The sequence below is a fragment of the Kitasatospora sp. NBC_01560 genome (genome assembly GCF_045208415.1).
GTDB lineage: Bacteria > Actinomycetota > Actinomycetes > Streptomycetales > Streptomycetaceae > Kitasatospora.
In genome coordinates, this window is sequence record NZ_CP109364.1 from 6763280 (window position 1) to 6786533 (window position 23254).

The window sequence follows — 23254 nt, forward strand, 5'->3', positions numbered from 1 at the left end:
ACTGGGTGACGGTCGGGTGAGGTCCGTCAGCCCGCGATGGCCTTGGTCCAGTTCTCGGTCACGACCTTCTTCGCGGCCGTGATCTGGTCCTGGGTCGGGAAGGTGGTGAACGGCTTCTCGACGGCGGGCAGCTTGGCGGCAGCCGCGGCGTCCAGGGTGCCGTCCTTCTTCAGGGCGTCGAAGGTGGCGGGGGTGGCGTAGCCGCCGAGGAAGAGGTTCTGGCCCTCGGCGCTGAACAGGTACTCCTGCCACAGGCGGGCGGCCGCCGGGTGCGGGGCCCACTTGTTGATGCCCTGGTTGTAGAACTGGGCGTAGCTGCCGTCGCTCGGGACGGAGACCTTCCAGTCGACGCCCTTCTCCTTGAACTCGTCGGTGTAACCGGCGTTCAGGTAGGACCAGTCGATCGAGATCGGGGTCTCGCCCTTCTCGATGGTGGCCGGGGTGGACTCGACGGGGTTGAAGTTGCCGGAGGCCTTCAGCTTGCCGAAGTAGTCGATGCCGGGCTGGATGTTGTCCAGCGAGCCGCCGTTGGCCAGCGCGGCCGCGTAGACGCCGCCGAAGGCCGAGCCGGACTTGGTCGGGTTGCCGTTCAGCGCGACCTGGCCCTTGTACTCAGGCTTGAGCAGGTCGGCGAAGGTCTTCGGGCAGTTGGCGATCTTCTTGGCGTCGCAGCCGATCGAGATGTAGCCGCCGTAGTCGTTGACGACCGCGCCGTTCGCGTCCTTCATGGTGTCCGGCACCTTGTCGAAGGTGGCCACCTTGTAGGGGGCGAGCAGGCCGTCCTTGACCGCCTGGAGCGCGAAGGCGCTGCCCAGGTCGACCACGTCGGGGGCGCGGTCCTGGCCCTTGCGGGAGGTGATCGCGTTGATCTCGTCCTGGCTGGAGCCGTCGGGGTTCTCGTCCTCGATCTCGATGCCGTACTTGGCCTTGAACGAGTCCATGATCTTGCCGTAGTTGGCCCAGTCCTTGGGCAGCGTGATGACGTGCAGCTTGCCCTCCTTCTTGGCCGCGGCGACGAGGGCGTCGATGCCGCCGAGGTCGGCGGCCGAGGTGGCCTCCTTGGCGTCCTTGGCGCCGGCCTTGGCGGCGTCGCCGGCCTTCGCGGTCGAACCGGCGGAGCCGCAGGCGGTGAGGGAGAGCGCGGCGGCGGTCAGTACGGCCGCGAAGGCGGCGGCGCGGGCACGGTGCACGGTCACGGGTCAGTCTCCTGATCGGGGGCGTACTGCGAGGGGTGCGTTTCGCGGGGGGCCGGGTGGTCCGCGAGGTGTGGCGTTTCGCGGGCCGTCCGGGTGCGAGTGCGTCGTTGGGAGAGGCCGGGCCGAGCGGCCACAGACCCGGAACCGTCCGTGTGGAAGTTCGGAACCGTCCGAGTTGACTAGCCAACTTCGCCCGACGGGGGTAAGTACGCCCGAGTCCGGTGACGGGAAGGTGAACGGATGGCCCAGAACCGGAGTCGGCTGTCGTAACGGTCGAATCAGGCCACCGGCGGGTGATCTCCCGGGTGCGATGCTTCGAAAGCGCAGCGGGATAAGGTCGGGCTGTCCGTGCCGGTACGGCTGCGCAGGACACCGCCCCAGGAGGGACATTGACTGACGTGGCAGTGGAGCCCGAACGCCCCCAGGCCCCCTCGGCCCCCGGGGCCCGCCCGGCGGCCGAGGACCGCGCCGCCGGTGCGCTCTACCGCAAGGTGGCCGCCGACCTGCGCGAGGCGATCACCACCGGTGCGTACGGCGAGGCCGGCCGGCTGCCCGCCGAGGGCGCGCTCGCCGAGCAGTACGGCGTCTCCCGCGGCACCGTCCGCCAGGCCCTGGCCGTGCTGCGCTCGGACGGGCTGGTCACCTCCCGGCGCGGCACCCGGCGGGTGGTGCTCGGCACCGCCCGGGTGCAGAGCTTCTCCGAACTGCTCAGCTTCACGCACTGGGCCTACTCGATGGGCGAGGAGCCCGGCGGGATACTGGACTCGCTGGTCCGCCGGCCGGCCGACGCCGCCGAGCGGGACCAGCTCCGCCTGGAGCCGGGCGCCGACGTGTACGTGACGGTCCGCCTGCGCACCCTGTCCGGCACGCCGGTGATGGTCGAGCGGACGGTCTACCCGCCCCGGGTCGGCGAGATCGTCGCGCAGCTGCCGGCCGACGTCGTCTCGCACACCGAAGTCCTGCGCGAGCACGGCATCCTGTTCACCGACGCGGACCACACCATCGACATCGTCGCCGCCAACGCGGAGGACGCCCGGCTGCTCGGCTGCCGCCGGGGCGGCCCGCTGCTGCGCGAGCGGCGCCGAACGACCGACCCGACGGGCACGCCGGTGGAGTGGTCCCAGGACCGCTACCTGCCCGGCACGGTGGCCTTCAGCATCCACAACTCCCTGGCCACGTCCGCGCTCTCGCGGCACGCCCGGGAGAGCGACTGAGCCGCTGCGGGGAGGTGCCGGCGGGCTGCGGCCCGGGAGCCGGGAGTGGGGAGCGGGCCCGGCCGGCTCCCCACTCCCCGCGTTCACGCCATCAGGGCCGCCAGCAGCGGCCGGAAGTGCTCGAAGCCCGGCGTCGCGGCGTCCGCCTCCTTGGCCTGCTCGTCCCAGCGGCGCACCGCCACGGCGTCCGCGGCGCCCGGCAGGGCGGCGAACGCGGCGGCCTGTGCCTCGTCCATCGGGCCGCCCTGCACCCGCAGGGTGTACTCGGAGGCCTCGGAGAGCCGCTCCCGGTAGCCCGGCTCGACCGCGCACAGGTAGCGCTTGGCAGCCACGTGCAGCCGGACCGGCTCGGTGACCTCCGGGCCGAACCACTGCGCCAGCCAGCCGGCCCCCGTGTCGCTGTGCCGGTTGTCCTGCCCCTGCATCAGGTCGCGCCCGTGCAGCGCCCCCTGGAAGTGCCCCACGTCGTGCAGCAGCGCGGCCGCCACCAGGTGCGGCGGCGCCCCGGCGGCCTGCGCGAGGGCGCCGGCCTGCAGCATGTGCTCGGCCATGGTGACCGCCTCGCCCAGGTACTCGCCGGCCCCCTCGCCGGCGAACAGCTCGGCCATCGCGTCCAGTGCGGCGGCCCGCCGGTGCAGCACGGCGAGGGTGGACGCCAGCGAGTCCAGGTCGGCGTAGCAGCCCTGGAGGTGGCGCGCGCCGTCCTGCTCGAAGGCCGTCCGGGCGTGCATCAGACGGACGTTGTCGAAGATCAGGCAGTCGCCCCGGTCGAGGCGGAAGTCCAGCTGGAGCTCCGGTCGCAGCGTGATCGCGGCGAAGCGCCGGTACGCGGCGTAGAACGCGGCCAGTTCGGCGGCGTCGCCGCGCAGCGTGCCGATCGAGCGGTTGTTGAACCGCACCTCGCGGATCCGGCCCCGGGCGTCCACCTCGATCAGCGGCCGGTCGGCGCGCAGTTCGGTGCCGCGGTCGCGGAAGACGAACGGCACCGGGGTGCGGGTGAGGACGGCGAAGTCCGCGGGGGACTCCTCGCGCAGCAGCGCCGCCGCCTTGAAGCCGTCCACCAGGCCGGAGTCGCCGCCGGTCGCGGAGTTCTCCAGGCAGTGCAGCAGCTGGAGGGTCGGGACGGGGTCCCGGTACGGGTTGTCGGTGTGCGGGGCGATGGCGCCGCTGGTGAAGGCCAGGTTGTTCGGGTCGGGCTCGACCCGGACGTCGAACAGCTCGCCGTAGTTGGTGACGCGGACGTACCCGAAGGTCCCGGCCACCGTGAGCACCTGCCGCTCGACGGCCGGCACCCCGCGCAGCACCGCGAAGCCGCTGCGCCGGACGGCGCCCAGCACCGCCGCCTGCTCGGCCGGGTCGGCGAGGTAGGCGGCCCACTCGGCCTCCGGGATCCCCCCGGCGAAGTCGGCCGCCACCCAGAGCCGCTTCGCCGCCTCCGTCCGCCCGTCCCCGTCGGCGGCCCGGCCGAGCCACTCCAGCGGGTACCGCGAGCGGTGCCCGTCCGACCAGAGCACCTCCAGGTGCCCGTTCAGCTCGGCCTGGGCGGCGACGGCCAGGCCGTCCGGCAGGTCGGTGATCTGGAACAGCTTCTGCCCGTTGCGCCCGTCCCGGCACTCGGCGCAGGGGCAGTTGTCGCGCAGCCAGTACGGCGGCAGCCCGGACAGGGCGAGCTCGGACATGAGGTCTCCTCCTCGGCAGCTTCTTCGCGAAGTTGTATAGCCAACTTCGCCGCCATGGAGCCTGCCGCCCCCCGGTGAGATCCGCGTGCCCCGCAGATGAACGCTGCGCGAACTGTCCCGCCGGGCCGCCCCGGGACGGCCGGCGCGACCGCAGCACTCCCGGGACAGCGGAAAGGCGCCCGCCGACCGGAGGAGCGGGTCGGCGGGCGCCTCGGGGGCGGGCGTCAGCTGTCGGCCGCGGCCGTCCAGGCCTTGTCGGCGGCCTCCAGGGCGGCGGCGCCGTCCGCGCCGGTGGCGGTGGCCAGGGCGGTGAGGAAGGCCCGGACGGTGGCGGGGGCGGCGGCCTGGCCGTAGTGGTTGACCCGCAGCATGCCGGCGGCCAGGGCGCCGCCGCCGGGCTGGACGGGGAGCGCGGGGTCGAGGCGCAGGAGTTCGGCGGCGAGGGCGGTGGCGTCGAGGCCGGCCGGGGTGCGCAGGGTGGTGGCGACCGGGGCGGCGTGGGCGTCCTCGGGGACGAACGGGGTGAGCGTGCCGAGGGCGCGGACGCCGGCCCGGGTGGCGGCGGAGGCGGCGCGGTGGCGGGCGATCACGGCGGGCAGGCCGTCGGCGGCGATCCGGTCCAGGCAGGCGCCGAGCCCCAGCATCTCCAACTGGGCCGGGGCGTGCGGGAGTACGGTGCGCCCGGCGTCCGTCCAGCGCTCCTTCCAGTCCAGCAGGGAGAGGTAGGAGCGGCGCGGCGCGGCCGGGTTGGCGGCGATCCGCTCCCAGGCGCGGGCCGAGACGGAGACGGCGGAGACCCCGGCCGGGCCGCCCATCGCCTTCTGCCCGCCGATCACGCACAGGTCGATGCCCCAGGCGTCGGTCAGCAGCGGTTCGGCGGCCACCGAGGCGACGGCGTCCACCATCAGCAGGGCGCCGTGCGCGCGGACGACGGCGGCGATCTCGGCGACCGGGTTGGTGTTGCCGGTGGCGGCCTCGGCGTGCACGAGCGAGACGAAGTCGACCGCCGGGTGCTCGCGCAGCGCGGCCTCGACCTGGCCGGCGGTGACGGCGCTGTCGAACGGTACGGCGAGGTCGACCACCTCGGCCCCGCAGGAGCGCAGCCAGTTGCCGAAGGTCTGTCCGTACGGGCCGGTGACGATGTTGAGCGCGGTGGAGCCGGGGTGGGCGGCGCCGCGGATCGCGGCCTCCAGCGGCAGCAGCGCCTCGCCCTGGGTGACGATCACGTCGGCGGTGGTGTGCAGCAGCGCGGCCACCTTGTCCTCGATCGCGGCGAAGTCGGCGGCGGTCAGCGGGGGGAGGTCGAGGAAGGGGCTCACGACGGGCCTTTCACCGGGGGGATCGTGCGGGCGGGAACGAGTCTGCCGCATTCCTGCGGCTCCCACGGAGCACCCCCGTCGGTAGAGTGCGGGCCATGAGCGATGCTGCGGTGCTGCACGTCAGGGGCCGGGTGCTGGTCGGTCCGGAGGACGTCCGGGACGAACTCTGGGTGGTGGACGGCAAGGTGGCGTTCGCCCGCCCGGCCGGCGCGGGCGACGTGCGGACGGTCTCCGGGTGGGTGCTGCCCGGCCTGGTGGACGCGCACTGCCACGTCGGACTGGACGCGCACGGCGCCGTCGACGCGGCCACCAGCGAGAAGCAGGCGGTCACCGACCGCGACGCCGGCACGCTGCTCATCCGCGACGCCGGCTCGGCCGCCGACACCCGCTGGATCGACGAGCGCGAGGACCTGCCGCGGATCGTCCGGGCCGGCCGGCACATCGCCCGCACCCGCCGCTACATCCGCAACTACGCGCACGAGATCGAGCCCGGCGACCTCGCCGCCTACGTCCGGGCCGAGGCCCGCCGCGGCGACGGCTGGGTGAAGCTGGTCGGCGACTGGATCGACCGCGAGCGCGGCGACCTCGCCGCCTGCTGGCCCGGCGACGCGCTCGCCGAGGCGATCGCGGCGGCGCACGAGGAGGGCGCGCGGGTGACGGCGCACTGCTTCGCGGCCGAGTCCCTCCCGGACCTGCTGGCGGCCGGCATCGACTGCGTCGAGCACGCCACGGGGCTCACCGAGGAGCTGATCCCGGCCTTCGCCGAGCGCGGCGTCGCGATCGTGCCGACGCTGGTCAACATCGCCACCTTCCCGGCGCTGGCGGCCGGCGGCGAGGCCAAGTTCCCGGCCTGGTCCGCGCACATGCGCCGGCTGCACGAGCGGCGCTACGACACGGTGGGCGCCGCGCACGACGCGGGCATCCCGGTCTACGTCGGCACCGACGCGGGCGGCTCGCTGGCGCACGGCCTGGTCGCGGACGAGGTGGCCGAGCTGGTGAAGGCCGGGCTGACGCCGGCCGAGGCGTTGTCGGCGGCCAGTTGGGGCGCGCGCCGCTGGCTGGGCCGGCCGGGCCTGGAGGAGGGGGCGCCGGCGGACTTCGTGGTCTACGACGAGGACCCGCGGGCCGACGTCCGGGTGCTCGCCGATCCGCGGCTGGTGGTGCTGCGCGGGCGTCCGGTGGGGTGACCGGGCGTGCCGTGGTGCGGGGGGACGGTCCGTACCCGTCCGGGCCGCCGGCCGGACCGCCCGTTCGAAGATCATCCGGGTGAACGGGCTGTCGGTGTAGGCCGATAGGGTGGCGACCATGGCACCGCGTCCACTGAATGAGATCGTCGAGCCCGGTTGGGCCACCGCACTGGAGCCGGTCGCCGGGCGGGTCGCCGCCATGGGCGACTTCCTCCGCGCCGAGCTGGCCGCCGGCCGCACCTACCTGCCCTCCGGGCCGAACGTGCTGCGCGCCTTCCAGCAGCCGCTGGCCGACGTGCGGGTGCTGATCGTCGGGCAGGATCCGTACCCGACGCCCGGCCACGCGGTGGGGCTCAGCTTCTCGGTCGGCCCGGAGGTGCGGCCGATCCCGGCCAGCCTGATCAACATCTACCAGGAGTACGGGAACGACCTCGGCCTCCCGCAGCCGTCCAACGGGGACCTCACCCCGTGGACGCAGCAGGGCGTCCTGCTGCTGAACCGGGCGCTGACGACCGCGCCGCGCAAGCCCGCGGCCCATCGCGGCAAGGGCTGGGAGGAGGTCACCGAGCAGGCCATCCGGTCGCTGGTGGCGCGCGGCGGTCCGCTGGTGGCGATCCTCTGGGGGCGGGACGCCCGCAACCTGCGTCCGCTGCTGGGGGACGTGCCCGCGATCGAGTCCGCGCACCCGAGCCCGTACTCGGCGAACGGCGGCTTCTTCGGTTCACGGCCGTTCAGCCGGGCCAACGAGCTGCTGGTCCAGCAGGGTGCGCAGCCGGTGGACTGGCGTCTGCCGTAGCGGCCGCGGGGGCCCTGCCGCACGGCCGGCGGGCCCTGTCGCCGTCCGGCGTCAACCTCACTCGAACGAGTGAAATGACGCTCCGTGTGACTCATGTGACGGATTGTTCGAGAAGACTGGCGGCTCGTCGTCCGGAGTGCCGGCCCCTTGCCCCGCAGTGCGGGTGAAGTCGGAGGCGCGCTCCACCGAGACCACCACCCCTGGGGGTACCGCCATGTCCTCGTCCCGTTCCGTCGCCGCCGTCGCGGCCGCCACCGCCGCGGTGTCGGCCCTGATAGCCGTGCCCGCCGCGCACGCCACCGGGCCGTCGCCCGTGCCCGCCGCATCCGGCGGGTCCGTCGCACCCGCTGCGTCCGCCGCATCCGCCGCATCCGCCGCGCCCGGCGCGTCCGGTGGGTCCGCCGCACCCGCTGCGTCCGCCGCACCTGCCGGGGCGGGTAAGGCGCGCGCCGTCACCGCCGAACTCGACCTGGACGTCAGCCTGTTGAACAAGGCGGTCGACGTCCCGGTGAACATCGCGCTCAACAAGGTCGAGACACCGGCGCAGCGCGACGGATCGGTGCTCACCGCCACCGTCGCCGGCGTCGACCAGCAGGGCCCCGTCACCCTCGTCAAGGCGGACGTCGGCACCTCCGTCACGAAGGCCGACGCCAACGGCACCGCCGCCTCCGTCAAGCTGGTCAACGCCGACGTGCACGCCCCCGGCCTGCCGGCCACCACCCTGCTCGGCCTGGAGGCGCTCAGCTCCGAGGTCACCTGCCCGGTCGACGGGCAGCCGACCGCCAACGTGACCGCGCCCGCCAGGCTGAACGTCCTCGGCAAGCCCGTCACCCTCAGCCTGTACGGGCCGACCAAGGTCGACGTACCGCTGATCGGCAGCGTCTCGGTGGAGTTCTCCAAGCAGACCACCACCTCCAGCACCGCCGCGGCCTCCGCCCTGGAGGTGCAGATCGAGGTGAACCCGCTCAACCTCAACGTCGCCAAGGTCACCGGGCGGATCACCGTCGCCTCGGTGAGCTGCGAGAAGCCCGCCGGGCCGGGCACACCCGCGCCCTCCGCCCCCGCGCCGACCGGCACCCCGGCCGTCCAGCCCGCCGTGGACGCCACCACGGCGGCCCCCGCCGCCCCGGCCGCCCGCCCCGTCGCCCCGCGCGCGGCGACGGCGAGTGCCACCGCCGACGGTCACCTCGCCGCCACCGGCGGCAGCAGCGCCACCGGGCCGCTGGCCGCCGGGGCCGCCGCCCTGGTCGTGCTCGGCGGCGTCGCGCTCCGGGCCACCCGCCGCCGGGCGGCGCACGCCCGCCGGGGCTGACCGCCGGCCGTAGTAGTAAGGACAGGCCCGGGAGCACCGGGTCGGTCGGCGCGCGAGCGGTGCGGGAGTGCCGCATGCGGCACTCCCGCACCGTAACCGTGCCAACGCGGACGGTTGGTTCACCTGGGCGTTACATGAGAGGAACAACCGGGAAACGGCGGCTTGCGACGCTACGCGGGCACCCACCACCCAGTTTGCGAGGTTCACCGCCGTGGCAATCAAGGCCGAGTACATCTGGATCGACGGCACGAAGCCGACCGCCAAGCTCCGCTCCAAGACTCGGATCCTGGCCAACGCGGACAAGATCCCCACCTGGGGCTTCGACGGTTCCTCCACGAACCAGGCCGAGGGTCACGCCTCGGACCGCGTCCTCGCGCCGGTTGCCACCTTCCCGGACCCGATCCGCGGCGGCGACAACATCCTCGTCCTGTGCGAGGTCAACGAGATCGACGGCACCCCGCACGAGAGCAACACCCGTGCGCTGCTCCGCCCGATCGCCGAGCAGTTCGCCGATCAGGAGTCGATCTTCGGCATCGAGCAGGAGTACACCTTCTTCAAGGGCTCGCGCCCGCTCGGCTTCCCCGAGGGTGGCTTCCCGGCCCCGCAGGGCGGCTACTACTGCGGCGTCGGTGCCGAGGAGGTCTTCGGTCGCGAGATCGTCGAGCTGCACATGGACCGCTGCCTCGACGCCGGCCTCTCGCTCTGCGGCATCAACGCCGAGGTCATGCCCGGCCAGTGGGAGTTCCAGATCGGCCCGGTCGACGCGCTGACCGCCTCCGACCACATGTGGGTCGCCCGCTACCTGCTCTACCGCACCGCCGAGGAGTTCGGCATCGACGCCACCCTCGACGCCAAGCCCGCCCGCGGCGACTGGAACGGTGCCGGTGCGCACACCAACTTCTCCACCAAGGCGATGCGCGAGAACTACGACGCGATCATCACCGCCTGCGAGTCGCTCGGCGCCTCGCAGGAGATCGTCCTGGAGCACGTCACCCAGTACGGCGCCGACATCGAGTCGCGCCTGACCGGCAAGCACGAGACCGCTCCGTGGAACGTCTACAGCTACGGCGTCTCCAACCGCGGCGCCTCGGTCCGTATCCCGTGGCAGGTCGAGGTCGACCAGAAGGGCTACATCGAGGACCGTCGCCCGAACGCCAACGTGGACCCGTACGTGGTGACCCGCCTCCTGGTCAACACCTGCTGCTCCGCCCTGGAGAAGGCCGGCCTCGTCTGAGCCGCGCTCCTCTGCTGCACCGCCCGCCGGGCCTCCCCTCCACACGAGGGGAGGCCCGGCGGCCGTTCGCGGTGCTGCTCGGCCGGCCGGCTCCGTGTTCCCGGCGGCCCCCGGTCTCTTGATGACGGGCGGGAAGTCGCGGAGAATCGCCCCCATGACTGCTCCGGGCCGTTTCCTCCCCGTACGGCGGCTGCACATCGACCTGGTCCGGGTCTGTGCGGCGGGCTGTCGCTGCTGACGCGAACCCTGTTCACCAGCAGCCACCACCGCCAGGAGCGTGTCCGTCCCGATGTCCCTCACCTTTCACTGGTTCCTCCCCACCAACGGCGACAGCCGTCACATCGTCGGCGGCGGGCACGGCTCGACGCCCGGCACGGCCGGCTCGGACCGGCCGCCGAGCGTCGCCTACCTGGGCCAGATCGCGCGCAGCGCCGAGCAGTTGGGCTTCGAAGGGGTGCTGACGCCGACCGGCGCCTGGTGCGAGGACGCCTGGGTCACCACGGCGATGCTGACCCAGGTGACCGAGCGGCTGAAGTACCTGGTGGCGTTCCGGCCCGGGCAGCTCAGCCCGACGCTGGCCGCGCAGATGGCGGCGACCTACCAACGGCAGTCCGGCGGCCGGCTGCTGCTCAACGTGGTGACCGGCGGCGAGTCGGCCGAGCAGCGCGCGTACGGCGACTTCCTGGACAAGGACGCGCGGTACGCCCGGACCGGCGAGTTCCTCTCGATCACCCGGCGCCTCTGGGCGGGGGAGACGGTCGACCACGACGGCGTCCATCTGCGGGTCGAGCGGGCGGTGCTGAACCGCCTGCCGGAGCCGGCGCCGCCGGTCTACTTCGGCGGCTCCTCGCCGGCGGCCGGTGACGTCGCCGCCCGGTACGCGGACGTCTACCTGACCTGGGGCGAACCGCCCGCGCAGGTCCGCGAGAAGCTCGCCTGGATCCGCGAACTGGCCGCCGCCCAGGGGCGGGTGGTCCGGTTCGGCATCCGGCTGCACGTGATCACCCGGGACACCTCCGCGCAGGCCTGGGCGGAGACGGAGCGGCTGCTCGGCTCGATGGACCCGGTCCGCATCCGGGAGACCCAGCGCGCGCTCGCGGAGAGCGAGTCGGAGGGCCAGCGCCGGATGCTCGCCCTGCACGGCGGCTCCGCCGAGCGGCTGGAGATCCACCCGGGGCTCTGGGCCGGCATCGGACTGCTGCGCGGCGGAGCGGGCACGGCACTGGTCGGCAGCCACCGCGAGGTGGCGGACCTCATCACCGAGTACCACGAGCTGGGCATCGACGAGTTCGTGCTCTCCGGGATGCCGCACCTGGAGGAGGCGTACTGGTTCGGCGAGGGCGTCCTGCCCCTGCTCGCCGCCCGCAACCTGTGGACCAGGCCCGAGTAACCCCGCCGCCGTCCGTCCCCGGGCCCCGACCGCCGCGCACGGCGGTCGGGGCCCGGGGTACGTGGGGCACGTGGGGCCTGCGGTACGTCGGCCGCCCGCGACCCGGGGCCGGCAAACCGCTGGTGGGTGGGCCGGGGTTTGGCGAGGATGGGTGTCATGACGCCGCCCCTGCTCCTGCTCGACGTCGACGGTCCGCTCAACCCGTACGCCGCCCGGCCGCACCGCCGGCCGCCCGGTTACGGCACCCATCGGGTGAAGCCCGACTCCTGGGTGGCCCGCTTCCCCCGCCGGCCCGCCGAGCGCGTCCGGCCGCTGCGACTCTGGATCAACCCGGCGCACGGGCCCGAACTCCTCGCCCTCCGCTACGAACTGGTGTGGGCCACCACCTGGATGGACGAGGCCAACACCTGGATCGGCCCGCTGGTCGGGCTGCCCCGGCTCCCGTACATCGACTGGCCCGAGCTGCACCGGGAGGATCCGGACGGCCTGCACTGGAAGACCCGCCACCTGGTGGCGTGGGCGGCCGGCCGCCCGTTCGCCTGGGTGGACGACGAGTTGGGCCCGCAGGACACGGAGTGGATCGCCGACCGGCACGCCGGGCCGGCGCTCACCCTGCGGATCGATCCGCGGATCGGGCTGCTGGACGGGGACTTCGCGCAGCTGCGCGCCTGGGCGGAGGGCCTCGGATGAGGCTCGGTGCGGTGGAGCGGCTGCGCCGCTACCCGGTGAAGTCGATGCTCGGGGAGGAGCTGGACGCCGTCGCGGTGTCCGGGCGCGGCCTCGACGGGGACCGGGTGCGCGCGTTGGTGGACGAGGAGACCGGGCGCGTGGTGAGCGCCAAGAATCCGCGGCTCTGGGCCGGGATGCTCGCGTTCACGGCGGTCCGTTCGGCCGGCGGGGTCGAGGTCACCGGCCCGGACGGCCGGCCGGTGGACGAGGCAGGGCTGTCCGACGCGCTGGGCCGCAAGGTCCGGTTCGTCGACGAGCGCCCGGCCGGTGCGACGCTCGAACGGGCCGTGCCGGAGGAGGTGTTGGCGCGCGGGGTGGCGGCGGAGGTGGCCGTGACGGTGAGCGAGCTCGGCCGGGCCGCGCCGGACGGGACGTTCTTCGACTTCGCCCCGCTGCACCTGCTGACCACGTCCACGCTGGCCGCGGTGGGCGCCGCGGCCGAGCGCTACCGCCCGAACGTGGTGGTCCGCACGGAGGAGCCGGGCTTCACCGAGAACGCCTGGGTGGGCCGGGAGGTGCGGATCGGGCCGGCGCTGCGGCTGCGGATCCTGGTGCCGACACCGCGCTGCGCCGTCCCGACCCTCGTGCACGGGGCTCTGCCGCGCAGTACGGCGGCGCTGCGGGTGCTCGCCGAGCGGAACCGGCTGGTGCCGCTGGAGGGCATGCCGGAGCTGCCGTGTGCGGGGGTGTACGCGCAGGTGCTGGAGCCGGGGCGGCTGCGGGTGGGGGACGCCGTCGTCCTCTGCTGACCGGGCGCCGGCCCCCGCCCCCCGCCCCCCGCCCCCGTCCCGTCCCCGTCCCTGCCCCCGCCCCCCGGCCCTGCTCCGCCCCGGCCCTGTCCCGCGGTGCGCCTATGCGGCGAGGCCGGCCACCAGGTTGATGTCGACCGGCCGGCCCATGGTCGCGATGCGCCAGGCGGCCAGCTCCTGGTAGGCCGGCGAGTCGTACCACCCGCGGGCCGCCGCCTCGGTGGGGAACTCCAGGACGGCCGTGCGGGTGTACGGCACGGTGCCCTCCAGCTTCGCGGGCGCGTCGAATGCCAGCAGGCGGCCCTGGTGGGCGTCCAGGGTGGCGCCGACGTTGGCCAGGTAGTGGCCGAGCGCGCTGTCGGGGGTGTCGTCGGTCCTGACGATGACCACGTAGTGCATGTCCGTCTCCTTCGGGTCGCCGGCGGGGCCGTGGCTGCTCCGGCGGTGGCCGGGGCGGCGGGGTGGCCCGCGCACTGAAGATTCGACGTCCAATGATTCGACGTCAAAATGACTGCGGGTGAAACGCTAGGGCGACATCGGGTCGATGTCAAACATTTTGATGTGGAAGCTTTTGTTAGACTGGCCGGCATGGACGACGCAGTGGACACCGTCATCGCACGCTGGCGGGCGCTCCGCCCGGAACTCGACACCGCCCCGATCGGCGTGGTGCTGCGGATCTTCCGTGCCTCACGGCTGCTCGAACTCGGCATCAAGGACTACTTCGAGGCCAACGGCCTGGAGCCCTGGGAGTACGACATGCTCACCACGCTGCTCCGGGCCGGTGACGGCGTGGCGCTGCGGATGAGCGACCTCGCCGGGGCCGCGATGATCAGCCCCGGTGCGCTGACCAACCGCATCGACCGGCTGGTGGCCAAGGGGCTGGTGACCCGCGCCACCGACCCGGAGAACCGCCGGATGGTGCGCACCGCGCTCACGGAGGAGGGCAGCCGGGTCGCCCACAGTCTGATCGAGGGCCACCTCGCCAACGAGCTGGACCTCGTCGGGGCCCTGTCCCCGGACGAGCGCGCCCAGTTGGAGGGCCTGCTGCGCAAGCTCCTGCTCTCCCTGGAGGGCTGACCCGGCCTGCGGGCGGCCGCAGCTCGGCGCGCCGCGCCCGGCCGTACTGCCTCAGCGCACCCCGGGCGGCGTCCCGGCCGCGCTGCCGGTCGTGTCGCCGGTCGCTCCGCCGGGCGCGGTACCGGTCGTGTCGCCGAGTGCGGCGTCGAGTGCGGCGAGGAAGCGGTCGGTGGTGACCTCGTCCCGGACGGCGATCCGCAGCCAGTCGGGCCCCAGTCCGGGGAAGGTGTCGCCCCGGCGGACGGCGAAGCCGCGCTCGCGCAGCCGCTCCCGGACGGCTGCGGCGTCCGGGAGCTCGATCAGCAGGAACGAGGCGGCCGGCTCGCCGTGCACCCGGACGGTCGGGAACGCGGCGAGGCCCTTCCGCAGGTGGTCGCGGTGCTCGGTGAGCTCCCGGGCCGCCTCCTCGGCCTCCGCCAGGGCGGCGGGCGTGCTGCAGGCCTCGGCGGCGGCGAGGGCGGGGGTCGAGACGGGCCAGAGCGGCTGGGCGGCGCCGAGTGCGGCGATCAGCGGGGCCGGGCCGAGGGCGTAGCCGATCCGCAGGCCGGCCAGCCCCCAGGTCTTGGTCAGGCTGCGCAGCACGACCACCTGGCCGGGCAGGTCCCGGATCCCGGCGAGGGACTCCGTCTCGCCGGGCACGGTGTCCATGAACGCCTCGTCGATCACGAGGGTGCGGCCGGGCCGGGCGAGGGCGGCGACGGCGGCGGCGGGGTGCAGGACGGACGTCGGGTTGGTCGGATTGCCGAGGACGACGAGGTCGGCACCGTCCGGGACGGGGCCCAGCCGGAAGTCGTCCGACGGCCGGAGCAGGACTCGCTCGACCTGGTGGCCGGCGTCCCGCAGTGCGGCCTCGGGCTCGGTGAACTGTGGGTGAACCACGATGATGTGACGTGCCGTCAGCACGCGGGCGAGCAGCACGAAGGCCTCGGCCGCCCCCGAGGTGAGCAGCACCTCCTCGACCGGCCGGCCGTGCCGGGCCGCGACGGCGGCGCGGGCGGTGCCCTGGTCGGGGTAGGCGGCGAGGTCGCCGATGGTCGCCGCGAGGTGGTCGCGCAGCCACTGCGGCGGCATGCCGGTGCGGACGTTGACGGCGAGGTCGACCAGGCCGAGCCCGTCGGCGCGCACCTCCGCGTCACCGTGGTGGCGGAGGTCATGGTCGGCGTCATGGTCGGCGTCATGGTCGGCGGCGGTCACGTGCGGTCTCCCTCGGCGGGACGGGCGGGCGGGGCAGCGGGCAGCACAACGGGCGGGGCAAGCGCCGGGGCAGTGGTGGCCGCCGGGGCGAGCGGCAGGCCGGGCACGGCGGCCCGGGCGACGGCCACCGTCACCGTCGCCGTCTTCTGCTTGGGGACGACGAGTTCGCCGCCGGGTGCACTGGCCAGCGCGGCGGCCTCCGCGACGCTGGTCGTGCCGACCGCCGTGACCACCGCGGCCGACGGGTTCGGCACGGCGACGGCCGCGAGCGCCTCGGCCGGGTGCTCGTCCACCGGTACGCCGAGCAGGGTGGCGGCGCGGCGGACGGCGGGGTGGTCGCCCTTGCCGGTCAGGGTGGCGAGCCGGGCGACGGAGCTGCTGGTCAGACCGGCCTCGGCCAGCACCTGGCGGATCAGCCGGGTCACCTCGGGCAGCGCGGTGCCCTCGCGCAGGCCGATTCCGACCACCAGGGCCCCGGGGCGCAGCCCGGGCGGAGGGGTCGGCGGCGGGCAGGGGAGGGCGTCCTCGTCCCACCGGGGCAGGTCGGGCAGGCCGGGCAGGTCGGGCAGGCCGGGCACGTCTGGCAGGCCGGGCAGGCCGTAGGAGGCGACGGGCACCGCCGCCGCCCGGTACGCCGGGCTGCCGTCCGGCCGCAGCGCGCGCACCTCCCCGGCGGGCGGGCCTGCCACCTCGCCCGGGGCCAGCAGCCCGATCACTTCGCGTTCCCTTCACCCGGCGGTCGCCCGGTGGCCCGCGGGCAGCCGTTCGACGGCCGTTCGACGGCCCGTGAAATCCCACCATGTCGGCAACGGACGGGTCAATCGGGGCACCTGTGACCTCCGCCGCCCCCGCCGCCTCCGCGCGACGGCTGTTCGCCAGTTCTTCATGTTCCTGCTGCGGCACCCGCCACCGCCGCGCTCCTACTGTTTGCGGCGCTCCAATCCCGGCACTCCACCGGGGCCCCGTCCCCGGGCCCCGGCCCTTTTCGATGCACGGAGGACACCATGCCCTTCGCACGACTCCGCTCGAACAGCACCCGCCCCCGCCGCACCCTGACGGCCCTCGGCGCGGGCCTCGGCCTGGTCGCCGGCTCGCTCGGCCTCTGGGTGGCCACCGGCAGCGCCGCGCAGGCCGCCGCGCTGCCCGCGCCCGACCACGTCGTGGTCGTCGTGCTGGAGAACCACGCGTACTCGCAGGTCATCGGCAGCTCCAGCGCGCCGTACATCAACAACACGCTCAAGGCCGGCGGCGCCACGCTCACCCAGTCGTACGGGATCACCCACCCCAGTGAGCCCAACTACTACCAGCTGTTCTCCGGCTCCAACCAGGGCCGCACGGACGACAGCTGCGTGCCGGTCGGCTCGATCGGCGCCGCCAACCTGGCGTCCGAGCTGATCGCCGCCGGCAAGAGCTGGGGCAGCTACAACGAGGGTCTGCCGAGCCAGGGTTCGACCACCTGCTCCAGCGGCAAGTACGCCCAGAAGCACAACCCGTGGTTCGGCTTCAGCAACGTGCCGACCAACACGGCCTACACCTTCACGCAGTTCCCGACCGACTACACCACGCTGCCGAAGGTCTCCTTCGTGGTGCCGGACCTCTGCAACGACATGCACGACTGCTCGGTCGGCACCGGCGACACCTGGGTCAAGAACAAGCTCGGCGCCTACGCGACCTGGGCCCAGACCCACAACAGCATCCTCGTGGTGACCTTCGACGAGGACAACAAGCTGTCCGGGAACCGCATCCCCACCGTCTTCTACGGCGCCCACGTCACGCCGGGCTCCACCACCGCCACCACCTACAACCACTACAACGTGCTGCGCACCCTGGAGGACCTCGCCGGGCTGACCGCCCACGCGGGCAACGCCTCGACCGCCGCCACCATCACCGGCATCTGGAACTGACGCCCGTGTACGTCGCGGAATCCCGCAGCTCCAAGGCCCCCGTCGCCCCGGCCCCCCGGCCGGGGCGGCGGGCGGCCGCCGTGCCGGGCACCGTGCTGGTGCTGGGCACCGTCAGCCTGGTGACGGACGTCTCCTCGGAGATGGTCAGCGCCGTCCTGCCGCTCTACCTGCTCACCGGGCTCGGCCTCTCCCCGCTCGGCTTCGGCCTGCTGGACGGCATCCAGAACGGCTTCAGCGCGCTCGTCCGGCTGGCCGGCGGCCACCTCGCCGACCGGCGCGGGGCGGACGGCGCCCCCCGGCACAAGGCGGTCGCCGCGGTCGGGTACGGGCTGTCGGCGCTCTGCAAGCCGCTGCTGCTGCTCGTCCACACCGTCCCGCTGATCGGTGCGGTGCTGGCCGTCGACCGCACCGGCAAGGGGCTGCGCACCGCTCCCCGGGACGCGATGATCTCGCTGGCCACCGAGCCGGAGCACCGCGGGCGGGCGTTCGGCGTGCACCGGGCGATGGACACCGCCGGGGCGCTGCTCGGCCCGCTCGCCGCCTTCCTGGTGCTCCGCCTGGCCGGCGGCCCGTTGCTCGCCGACGGCGGCGAACGGCACGGCTACGACGCGGTGTTCACGGTCAGTGCGTGCGTGGCGGTGCTCGGCGTCCTGGTGCTGCTGCTCTTCGTGCCGAGCCGTATCGCGGGTGTCGTGCCGGCGTCGGCCGCGCCCCGCCTCCGGGACGGGCTGGCCCTGCTGCGGCTGCCCGGCCTGCGCCGGCTGGCGGTGTGCGCGGTGCTGCTGGGCCTGACCACCGTCAGCGACTCGTTCCTGTACCTGCTCGTGCAGCGCCGGCTGGGCCTCGCGACCGACCTGTTCCCGCTGCTGCCGCTCGGTACCGCCGCGGCCTTCCTGCTGCTCGCCGTCCCGCTCGGCGCGCTCGCCGACCGGATCGGCCGCCGGCGGCTCTTCCTGGCCGGCCACGGCGTGCTGCTGCTGGCGTACGGGCTGCTGCTGTCGCCGCTGAGCGGGCTGCCAGTGGTGGTCGGCGTGCTGCTGCTGCACGGCGCGTTCTACGCGGCGACGGACGGCGTGCTGGCGGCGGCCGCGGCCGATGCCGTGCCGGAGGCGCAGCGCGGCGCGGGGCTCGCGCTGGTCGGCACCGGGCAGGCGCTGGCCCGGTTCGCCTGCTCGCTGGCGTTCGGCGCGCTGTGGAGCGCGGCCGGCGGGACGGCCGCGCTGGCCTGGTCGGCGGCGGCGCTCGCCGGCTGCGTGGCCGGGGCCGCCTTCGTCCTGCGTGAACCCGCCGCTCCTGCGGATGCGCTGCCGACCTCCCCTTCGTCCGCGTCACCGTCCGCGCCTTCGTCCGCGCCGTCGTCCTCCCCGCCGTCCGACTCCGAGGTGCCCTCGTGACCACGTCCCTCCAGAACCGCACCCGGGTGCTGATCCTGCTGGTCGCCGTCCTGCTGCTCGGCGGGGTCGGCACCGGCGCCGTGCTGTACGCGGCCGACCGCTCCGCCGACCGCGACCGGGCGCAGCCAGGCGGCCCGGTGGTCACCCGCGGGCCGGTCTCGCTGCGGCCCGGTGAGCACGGCGCGGCGCGCACGATGGTCTTCCGCAACATGGCCTGGGGCCCGCACCGCGACGAGCTGGCCACCGTTCCGGCCGACCACCCGGACGGCCCGCGCACCGCCTCCGGCGTCCAGTGCCTGCGCTTCTACACGGGCGGCGGCACCGGCATCTGCCTCCAGGCCGAGCGCGGCGCACTCCAGGACACCTACCGGGCGGTGGTGCTCGACGACCACCTCAAGGAGCTGCGCTCCTTCCCCGTGGCGGGCATCCCGACCCGCTCGCGGGTCTCGCCCTCCGGCCACCTGGCCGCCTGGACGGTCTTCGTCAGCGGGGACTCCTACGCCGGCACCGACTTCTCCACCCGCACCTCGATCGTCGACGTCCGCGACTGGAACCTCCGGGACAACCTGGAGGACTTCGACGTCGTCAAGGACGGCAAGCCGTACCGGGCGCCGGACATCAACATCTGGGGCGTGACCTTCGCCGACGACAACGCCTTCTACGCCACGGTGGCCACCGGCGGTCAGACCTACCTCGTCCGCGGCGACCTCGCCGCCCGCACCCTCACCACCCTCCACCAGAACGTCGAATGCCCCTCGCTCTCCCCGGACGGCACCCGGATCGCCTACAAGAAGCGGGTGCCCGACGCCCCCGTGGACGCGCCCTGGCGGCTCTACGTGCTCGACCTCGCCACCATGACCGAGACCGCCACCGCCGAGCAGCGCAGCATCGACGACCAGGCGGTCTGGTCCGACGGTTCGACCCTGCTCTACGCACTCCCCGGCGACTTCGGCGCCGACCTGTGGACCGTCCCGGCGGACGGCAGCGGGGCGGCCGTACGCCTGCTCGAAGCGGCGGTCGCTCCGGCCTACCTGGGCTGATGGGTCCGGTTGGTACGACTCGTAACTCGGAGCGTAGGGTCCACGTCGAGCAGTGCGAGCGGCGCGAGGCGGGGGAGCGGGAGCGTTGAAGGAACAGGGGCGGGCTGCGCCTGAGCGGATGGTCAGTGACTCCTGGCCCGCCCTGCACGGCCGGCCGGTGCTGCGGCGCACGATCGCGGTCGGCCTGGTGCTCGCCATCGCGCTGCTGGCGGCCCTCGCCGTCCGGGGCGTCAACGCGCTGACCCTCGGGCGCGGCGCCATCGAGACCGACCGGGACCGCGCCGAACTGCTGGCCGGCCTCCACCCCTCCCAGCACCCGGGCGCGGGCCGCTACTACGTGCCGGTGGGCGCGGTGTACACCCGCCTCGCCGACGGCGTGCCGGTGGCCTACCTGCACTACCGGCTGGCCGGCGGCCCGGACGTCGGCGTCGACGACTTCCTGCGGACGTACGACCTCCCCGCCCCGGGCCCGCTGACCGCGCTGCCGTCCGACCTGACGGCGGCCCTGGGCGGCGACGAGCCGTCGGAGGCCCACGAGCTGGCACCGATGCCGACGCCCTCGGGCACCACGTCGCCGACCGTCCCGCTCACCGTCTCGCTCACCGCCTCGCCGACTGCCTCGTCGACCGGCGATCCCACCACGTCGACCGCCCCGCCGTCGGGGACCGAGCCCGCACCGACCCCGGCCGAGCCCGTCGTCACCCCGTCGCCGGCGAGCCCGTCGCCCTGCGCCTCCGACGAGGCGTCGGACGCCCCCGGAGCCCGCCCGACCGGCTCACCCGCCGAGGACGACGAAGATGCCGAGGGCAGCGGCGACAGCGAGGGCAGCGGCGACACCGGGAGTCGGCACCGTGCCGGCCTCCGCTCCGCGGACGACCCGCCCGCGCCGACGGCCACACCCGACCCCGCCCTCAGCCCCACCACGATCCTCAGCCCCTCCGAGAGCCCCTCCGAGAGCCCCACGCCGACCGTCACCCCGGCGCCCGCACCGACCGCGACCGTTACCCCCACCCCGACGGCCGGCCGGCCGGCCGCCGCCCGCCGGATCTACGTGGTGACGGTCTCCAACGGCCTGTCGGGCGCGGCGGACATCTACGTCCGCGCCACCGGCTGACGCACCGGGCCGGCCACCCCCGCGGCCCCGGCGAGCCGGTCGGCCCGGCCGTTCGCCGCCCCGTCTGCCGCCCCGTCCGCCGTACCCTCCGCCGCGCCGCCCGAGGGGTGCTCCGCGAGCCCCTTGGTGAGCAGCCGGAAGGCGAGCGCCAGCTCCCAGGCGAACACCGGCAGTGCGGCGAGCGAGCCGGGGGTGGAGACCTGCGGGTAGGCACCGAACAGCACGGCGACCGCGGAGGCGCAGATCAGCGGGCCGCCGACCAGCCCGAGCACGGTGATGCCGCGCGGCACCAGCTTCGAACGGTGCAGCAGGAAGGCCAGCAGCAGCGAGTTCAGCCCCAGCACGATGTCGGGCCCGAGCAGGAACGCCCGGTCGTGGACGGCCACCAGGGCCGCCGCGGCCGCCGCGGCGCCGGGCGTTCCCGCCTCGTTCTGCCGCAGGGTGAGGACGGACAGGACGGCGATGATGCCGACGGCGATGACGGCGGCCTCCAGCAGCCGGCCGCAGACGTAGCCGAGCGCCAGCGCCTCGTTCCGCCGCCGGAGTGCCGGGTACAGCGCGATGGCGCTGCCGATCACGGCCACCACGAGCACCACCTCGCACACCGCGCCCAGCGCCACCCGCCGGTCGGCGCCGCCGCCGGCCACGTACTGCGCGCCGTGCAGCGCCGGCCCGTAGAGCAACAGTCCCGCGATCGCGGCCACCTCGGTCACGAGGAAGAACACTCCTGCGACCACGGCCGCCTTCCTGGTCGACGTCACCAGGGCCCCCTTTCCCATCCTGAGGTGTACGGCGTACACCTGGTGGTTACGGTAGGCGTACGCCGTACACTCGTCAAGTGGGATCGGTCCCGCGACGCGGAGAGCGGAGAGGGTTCGGGATGCCGGAGCAAGGGGCGGCCGTACGCCGGGCGCCGTTGAACAGGGAGCGCGTGCTGCGCACCGCCGTGGCACTCGCCGACGCCACCGGCATCGACGCGCTCAGCATGCGCCGGCTCGCCCAGGAGCTGGGCGTCGTGCCGATGGCGCTCTACAAGCACGTGGCCAACAAGGACGAGCTGCTCGACGGCATGGTGGACGCAGTGGTCGGCGAGATCGACCCCCCGGTCGCCGGCGCCGGGTGGCGCGACGCCGTCCGCCGCCGCGTCCTCTCGGCCCGCGAGGCGCTGCTCCGCCACCCCTGGGCGCCGCGCGTCATCGAATCGCGGCCCGGCCCGACGCCCGCCGTCCTCGGGTACCTGGACTCGATGGTCGCCCTGTTCCGGGCCGGCGGCCTCTCCGCGGACCTGACCCACCACGTCATGCACGCGATGGGCAGCCGGCTCCTCGGCTTCAGTCAGGAGCTCTTCGACGCCTCACCGGGCCCCGGCGCGGATCCGGCCCCCGACCCCGCCGCACTCCGCGCGCTGGCCGACGCCTACCCCCACCTCGCAGAGATCGCCGGTGCGGCCGCCCACGACGACGGTTCGGTCGTCGGCGCGGGGTGCGACGACCGGTTCGAGTTCGAGTTCGCCCTGGATCTCCTCCTGGACGGCTTCGAGCAGCTGCACCACCGCGGCTGGACGTCCGCCGACCGCCCGGCCGGCCGGGCCACCTGACGGGGCGACGAGCACCGCCCGGGCCGTCGCCGCCGTGGCGTCCGCCGGGTTGCCCGGCTCGGCCCGCTTCGGCTCAGCCCGCTTCCAGCGCGTCCGCCCGGCGCATCAGGCCTGCCGCGAGGTCGTCCCACTCCGGCCCGAAAAGTCCGAGGCTCAGGGCCGCCTCCCGCATCAGCGCCGGTTCGTCCGGCCGCTGCAGGAGCACCAGCCGGTACGCCAGGTTGCGCACCCAGACCGGCAGGTAGCCGTTGACCGGGGGCGGGCACAGCTCGTGCATCATCGCCATGATCGAGTCCGCGTCGGCGAAGGTCAGTTCCTCGACGAAGCGGTGCTCGTGGTGGGGCCCGTCGCAGTCCGGCGTGGGCCGGAACTCGTCGCCCCAGAGGCACCGGGCGTGCTCCGTCAGGGTGCTGTGCATGCCCAGGAGCCTACGACGCCCCGAACCGCCGGGCGTCACCCGCTGCCCGGGCCGATACCCGGGTCGTCGTCCCGGCCGACGGGGTCACATGATCGGGCCGCAGCCGCAGCCGCAGCCCCGTCCCCGGCTCAGGGTGCGGTGGCCTCCCAGGCCGCCTCGATCATCCGGAAGACCTCGTCCACCGTGGCCCCGGGATCGTCCGCCCGGCAGGCCAGCGCGTAGGCGTCGATGGTGAACCGCGCGGTCGCCCGGCAGGCCGTCGCACTCCGGGACAGGTGGGGATCGGCGGTCAGCGCCACTGCCAGCGCCTGCGCGTGACGCAGGCTCATCGACTCCTCGTACTCCCGCAGGGCAGGCGATTCCTCGATCATGCGTTGCACGGGGGCGCTGCCCTCCGCCGTGCAGTGCCGCACCAGGGCCTGGACCTCGCGGTGCAGCGCCGGGACGACCGGCTCGTGCGGAAGCCGGTCGGTGACCGCCCGGGTGAGGCGCTGCTCGAAGTCCTGGTCGCGCTCGAAGACCAGGGCTTCCTTCGAGGCGAAGTGGGCGAAGACGGTGGTGACGGCCACGTCGGCCTCCGCCGCCACGTCACGGATTCCCACGGCGTCGTAGCCGCGTTCCAGGAAGAGCCGCAGCGCGGTGTCGGCGATCTTCTGACGGGTCGCGGCCTTCTTGCGTTCGCGGCGTCCGGGCGGCTCGGTCATGCCATGA

Annotated in this window: 23 protein-coding genes; 14 read left to right on the forward strand and 9 right to left on the reverse strand. The window is 74.5% G+C overall.

Features of this window, described 5'->3' with window-relative positions:
• Positions 1-26 precede the first annotated feature (26 nt).
• Positions 27-1196: an ABC transporter substrate-binding protein gene (locus OH807_RS29290; protein WP_406204656.1), complete on the reverse strand. Its 1170-nt coding sequence runs from the start codon at positions 1194-1196 to the stop codon at positions 27-29.
• A gap of 398 nt (positions 1197-1594) precedes the next feature.
• Between OH807_RS29290 and OH807_RS29295 the strand changes: the two genes are divergently transcribed.
• Positions 1595-2410, forward strand: a complete 816-nt coding sequence (locus OH807_RS29295) for a GntR family transcriptional regulator (protein WP_406211266.1) — start codon at positions 1595-1597, stop codon at positions 2408-2410.
• An 83-nt stretch (positions 2411-2493) separates the two neighbouring features.
• Here the strand turns inward: OH807_RS29295 and OH807_RS29300 are convergent, their stop codons facing one another.
• Both OH807_RS29300 and OH807_RS29305 read right to left on the reverse strand, forming a co-directional pair.
• A complete protein-coding gene (locus OH807_RS29300; RefSeq protein WP_406204659.1) occupies positions 2494-4089 on the reverse strand; it encodes a phosphonate degradation HD-domain oxygenase in 1596 nt (531 codons plus the stop codon).
• 224 nt (positions 4090-4313) lie between these two features.
• On the reverse strand, positions 4314-5459 hold the full coding sequence (locus OH807_RS29305) for a pyridoxal-phosphate-dependent aminotransferase family protein (RefSeq protein WP_406204662.1): 1146 nt from the start codon (positions 5457-5459) through the stop codon (positions 4314-4316).
• A gap of 44 nt (positions 5460-5503) precedes the next feature.
• On the opposite strand from OH807_RS29305, the gene OH807_RS29310 reads away from it, so the two are divergent.
• The 7 genes from OH807_RS29310 to OH807_RS29340 all read left to right on the forward strand — a co-directional run bounded on the left by OH807_RS29310 (position 5504) and on the right by OH807_RS29340 (position 12805).
• On the forward strand, positions 5504-6595 hold the full coding sequence (locus tag OH807_RS29310) for an amidohydrolase family protein (RefSeq protein ID WP_406204665.1): 1092 nt from the start codon (positions 5504-5506) through the stop codon (positions 6593-6595).
• A 118-nt stretch (positions 6596-6713) separates the two neighbouring features.
• Positions 6714-7391, forward strand: coding sequence for a uracil-DNA glycosylase (locus tag OH807_RS29315; protein ID WP_406204668.1), 678 nt, complete (start codon positions 6714-6716; stop codon positions 7389-7391).
• A gap of 214 nt (positions 7392-7605) precedes the next feature.
• Positions 7606-8703 (forward strand): SCO1860 family LAETG-anchored protein, encoded by a 1098-nt coding sequence (locus OH807_RS29320; RefSeq protein ID WP_406204671.1) that lies wholly within the window; start codon positions 7606-7608, stop codon positions 8701-8703.
• Positions 8704-8914: 211 nt separating this feature from the next.
• Entirely contained in the window at positions 8915-9937 is a 1023-nt protein-coding gene (gene glnII, locus OH807_RS29325) for a glutamine synthetase (protein WP_406204674.1), read from the forward strand.
• Between the two features lie 289 nt (positions 9938-10226).
• Positions 10227-11327 carry an LLM class flavin-dependent oxidoreductase gene (locus tag OH807_RS29330; protein ID WP_406204677.1) on the forward strand — a complete coding sequence of 367 codons (1101 nt, stop codon included), beginning with the start codon at positions 10227-10229 and terminating at the stop codon, positions 11325-11327.
• Between the two features lie 156 nt (positions 11328-11483).
• Positions 11484-12017, forward strand: coding sequence for a hypothetical protein (locus OH807_RS29335; protein ID WP_406204679.1), 534 nt, complete (start codon positions 11484-11486; stop codon positions 12015-12017).
• Positions 12014-12805: an MOSC domain-containing protein gene (locus OH807_RS29340; RefSeq protein WP_406204682.1), complete on the forward strand. Its 792-nt coding sequence runs from the start codon at positions 12014-12016 to the stop codon at positions 12803-12805. The genes OH807_RS29335 and OH807_RS29340 overlap by 4 nt, the downstream gene beginning before the upstream one ends.
• Positions 12806-12907: 102 nt before the next feature.
• Here the strand turns inward: OH807_RS29340 and OH807_RS29345 are convergent, their stop codons facing one another.
• On the reverse strand, positions 12908-13204 hold the full coding sequence (locus OH807_RS29345) for a DUF1330 domain-containing protein (RefSeq protein ID WP_406204685.1): 297 nt from the start codon (positions 13202-13204) through the stop codon (positions 12908-12910).
• Between the two features lie 189 nt (positions 13205-13393).
• Between OH807_RS29345 and OH807_RS29350 the strand changes: the two genes are divergently transcribed.
• Positions 13394-13882 carry a MarR family winged helix-turn-helix transcriptional regulator gene (locus OH807_RS29350; RefSeq protein WP_406204688.1) on the forward strand — a complete coding sequence of 163 codons (489 nt, stop codon included), beginning with the start codon at positions 13394-13396 and terminating at the stop codon, positions 13880-13882.
• Positions 13883-13933: 51 nt separating this feature from the next.
• Here the strand turns inward: OH807_RS29350 and cobC are convergent, their stop codons facing one another.
• Together cobC and OH807_RS29360 are read right to left on the reverse strand one after the other, a co-directional pair.
• Positions 13934-15076 carry an Rv2231c family pyridoxal phosphate-dependent protein CobC gene (cobC, locus tag OH807_RS29355; protein WP_406204690.1) on the reverse strand — a complete coding sequence of 381 codons (1143 nt, stop codon included), beginning with the start codon at positions 15074-15076 and terminating at the stop codon, positions 13934-13936.
• On the reverse strand, positions 15073-15792 hold the full coding sequence (locus OH807_RS29360; RefSeq protein WP_406204693.1) for a cobalamin biosynthesis protein: 720 nt from the start codon (positions 15790-15792) through the stop codon (positions 15073-15075). Before OH807_RS29360 ends, cobC begins: the two co-directional genes overlap by 4 nt.
• Positions 15793-16080: 288 nt before the next feature.
• Between OH807_RS29360 and OH807_RS29365 the strand changes: the two genes are divergently transcribed.
• The 4 genes from OH807_RS29365 (at position 16081) to OH807_RS29380 (ending at position 20528) form a co-directional block, all read left to right on the forward strand.
• Positions 16081-16980 carry an alkaline phosphatase family protein gene (locus OH807_RS29365; RefSeq protein ID WP_406204696.1) on the forward strand — a complete coding sequence of 300 codons (900 nt, stop codon included), beginning with the start codon at positions 16081-16083 and terminating at the stop codon, positions 16978-16980.
• 5 nt (positions 16981-16985) lie between these two features.
• Complete coding sequence (locus tag OH807_RS29370) at positions 16986-18374, forward strand: MFS transporter (protein WP_406204698.1); 1389 nt, start codon at positions 16986-16988, stop codon at positions 18372-18374.
• Positions 18371-19414 carry a TolB family protein gene (locus OH807_RS29375; protein ID WP_406204700.1) on the forward strand — a complete coding sequence of 348 codons (1044 nt, stop codon included), beginning with the start codon at positions 18371-18373 and terminating at the stop codon, positions 19412-19414. The genes OH807_RS29370 and OH807_RS29375 overlap by 4 nt, the downstream gene beginning before the upstream one ends.
• Positions 19415-19532: 118 nt before the next feature.
• Positions 19533-20528 carry a hypothetical protein gene (locus OH807_RS29380; RefSeq protein WP_406204702.1) on the forward strand — a complete coding sequence of 332 codons (996 nt, stop codon included), beginning with the start codon at positions 19533-19535 and terminating at the stop codon, positions 20526-20528.
• Here the strand turns inward: OH807_RS29380 and OH807_RS29385 are convergent.
• Complete coding sequence (locus OH807_RS29385; protein ID WP_406204705.1) at positions 20507-21289, reverse strand: DUF4386 domain-containing protein; 783 nt, start codon at positions 21287-21289, stop codon at positions 20507-20509. The two genes, OH807_RS29380 and OH807_RS29385, sit on opposite strands and share 22 nt — an antisense overlap.
• A gap of 119 nt (positions 21290-21408) precedes the next feature.
• On the opposite strand from OH807_RS29385, the gene OH807_RS29390 reads away from it, so the two are divergent.
• On the forward strand, positions 21409-22125 hold the full coding sequence (locus OH807_RS29390; RefSeq protein WP_406204708.1) for a TetR/AcrR family transcriptional regulator C-terminal domain-containing protein: 717 nt from the start codon (positions 21409-21411) through the stop codon (positions 22123-22125).
• Between the two features lie 73 nt (positions 22126-22198).
• Here OH807_RS29390 and OH807_RS29395 read toward each other — a convergent pair whose 3' ends face one another.
• Both OH807_RS29395 and OH807_RS29400 read right to left on the reverse strand, forming a co-directional pair.
• Positions 22199-22543, reverse strand: coding sequence for a hypothetical protein (locus OH807_RS29395; RefSeq protein WP_406204711.1), 345 nt, complete (start codon positions 22541-22543; stop codon positions 22199-22201).
• Between the two features lie 128 nt (positions 22544-22671).
• The gene (locus OH807_RS29400; protein WP_406204714.1) at positions 22672-23247 is read right to left on the reverse strand and encodes a TetR/AcrR family transcriptional regulator; all 576 of its coding nucleotides are present in this window, start codon (positions 23245-23247) and stop codon (positions 22672-22674) included.
• Between the last annotated feature and the right edge of the window lie 7 nt (positions 23248-23254).

Coding starts and splice junctions, on each gene's coding strand:
- OH807_RS29380 (WP_406204702.1), top strand. CDS start 19,533: ATGGTCAGTGACTCCTGGCCCGCCCTGCACGGCCGGCCGGTGCTGCGG.
- OH807_RS29305 (WP_406204662.1), bottom strand. CDS start 5,459: ATGCGGCAGACTCGTTCCCGCCCGCACGATCCCCCCGGTGAAAGGCCC.
- OH807_RS29330 (WP_406204677.1), top strand. CDS start 10,227: ATGTCCCTCACCTTTCACTGGTTCCTCCCCACCAACGGCGACAGCCGT.
- OH807_RS29310 (WP_406204665.1), top strand. CDS start 5,504: ATGAGCGATGCTGCGGTGCTGCACGTCAGGGGCCGGGTGCTGGTCGGT.
- OH807_RS29300 (WP_406204659.1), bottom strand. CDS start 4,089: ATGTCCGAGCTCGCCCTGTCCGGGCTGCCGCCGTACTGGCTGCGCGAC.
- OH807_RS29345 (WP_406204685.1), bottom strand. CDS start 13,204: ATGCACTACGTGGTCATCGTCAGGACCGACGACACCCCCGACAGCGCG.
- OH807_RS29335 (WP_406204679.1), top strand. CDS start 11,484: ATGACGCCGCCCCTGCTCCTGCTCGACGTCGACGGTCCGCTCAACCCG.
- OH807_RS29395 (WP_406204711.1), bottom strand. CDS start 22,543: ATGCACAGCACCCTGACGGAGCACGCCCGGTGCCTCTGGGGCGACGAG.
- OH807_RS29365 (WP_406204696.1), top strand. CDS start 16,081: ATGCCCTTCGCACGACTCCGCTCGAACAGCACCCGCCCCCGCCGCACC.
- OH807_RS29320 (WP_406204671.1), top strand. CDS start 7,606: ATGTCCTCGTCCCGTTCCGTCGCCGCCGTCGCGGCCGCCACCGCCGCG.
- OH807_RS29390 (WP_406204708.1), top strand. CDS start 21,409: ATGCCGGAGCAAGGGGCGGCCGTACGCCGGGCGCCGTTGAACAGGGAG.
- OH807_RS29315 (WP_406204668.1), top strand. CDS start 6,714: ATGGCACCGCGTCCACTGAATGAGATCGTCGAGCCCGGTTGGGCCACC.
- OH807_RS29340 (WP_406204682.1), top strand. CDS start 12,014: ATGAGGCTCGGTGCGGTGGAGCGGCTGCGCCGCTACCCGGTGAAGTCG.
- OH807_RS29350 (WP_406204688.1), top strand. CDS start 13,394: ATGGACGACGCAGTGGACACCGTCATCGCACGCTGGCGGGCGCTCCGC.
- OH807_RS29400 (WP_406204714.1), bottom strand. CDS start 23,247: ATGACCGAGCCGCCCGGACGCCGCGAACGCAAGAAGGCCGCGACCCGT.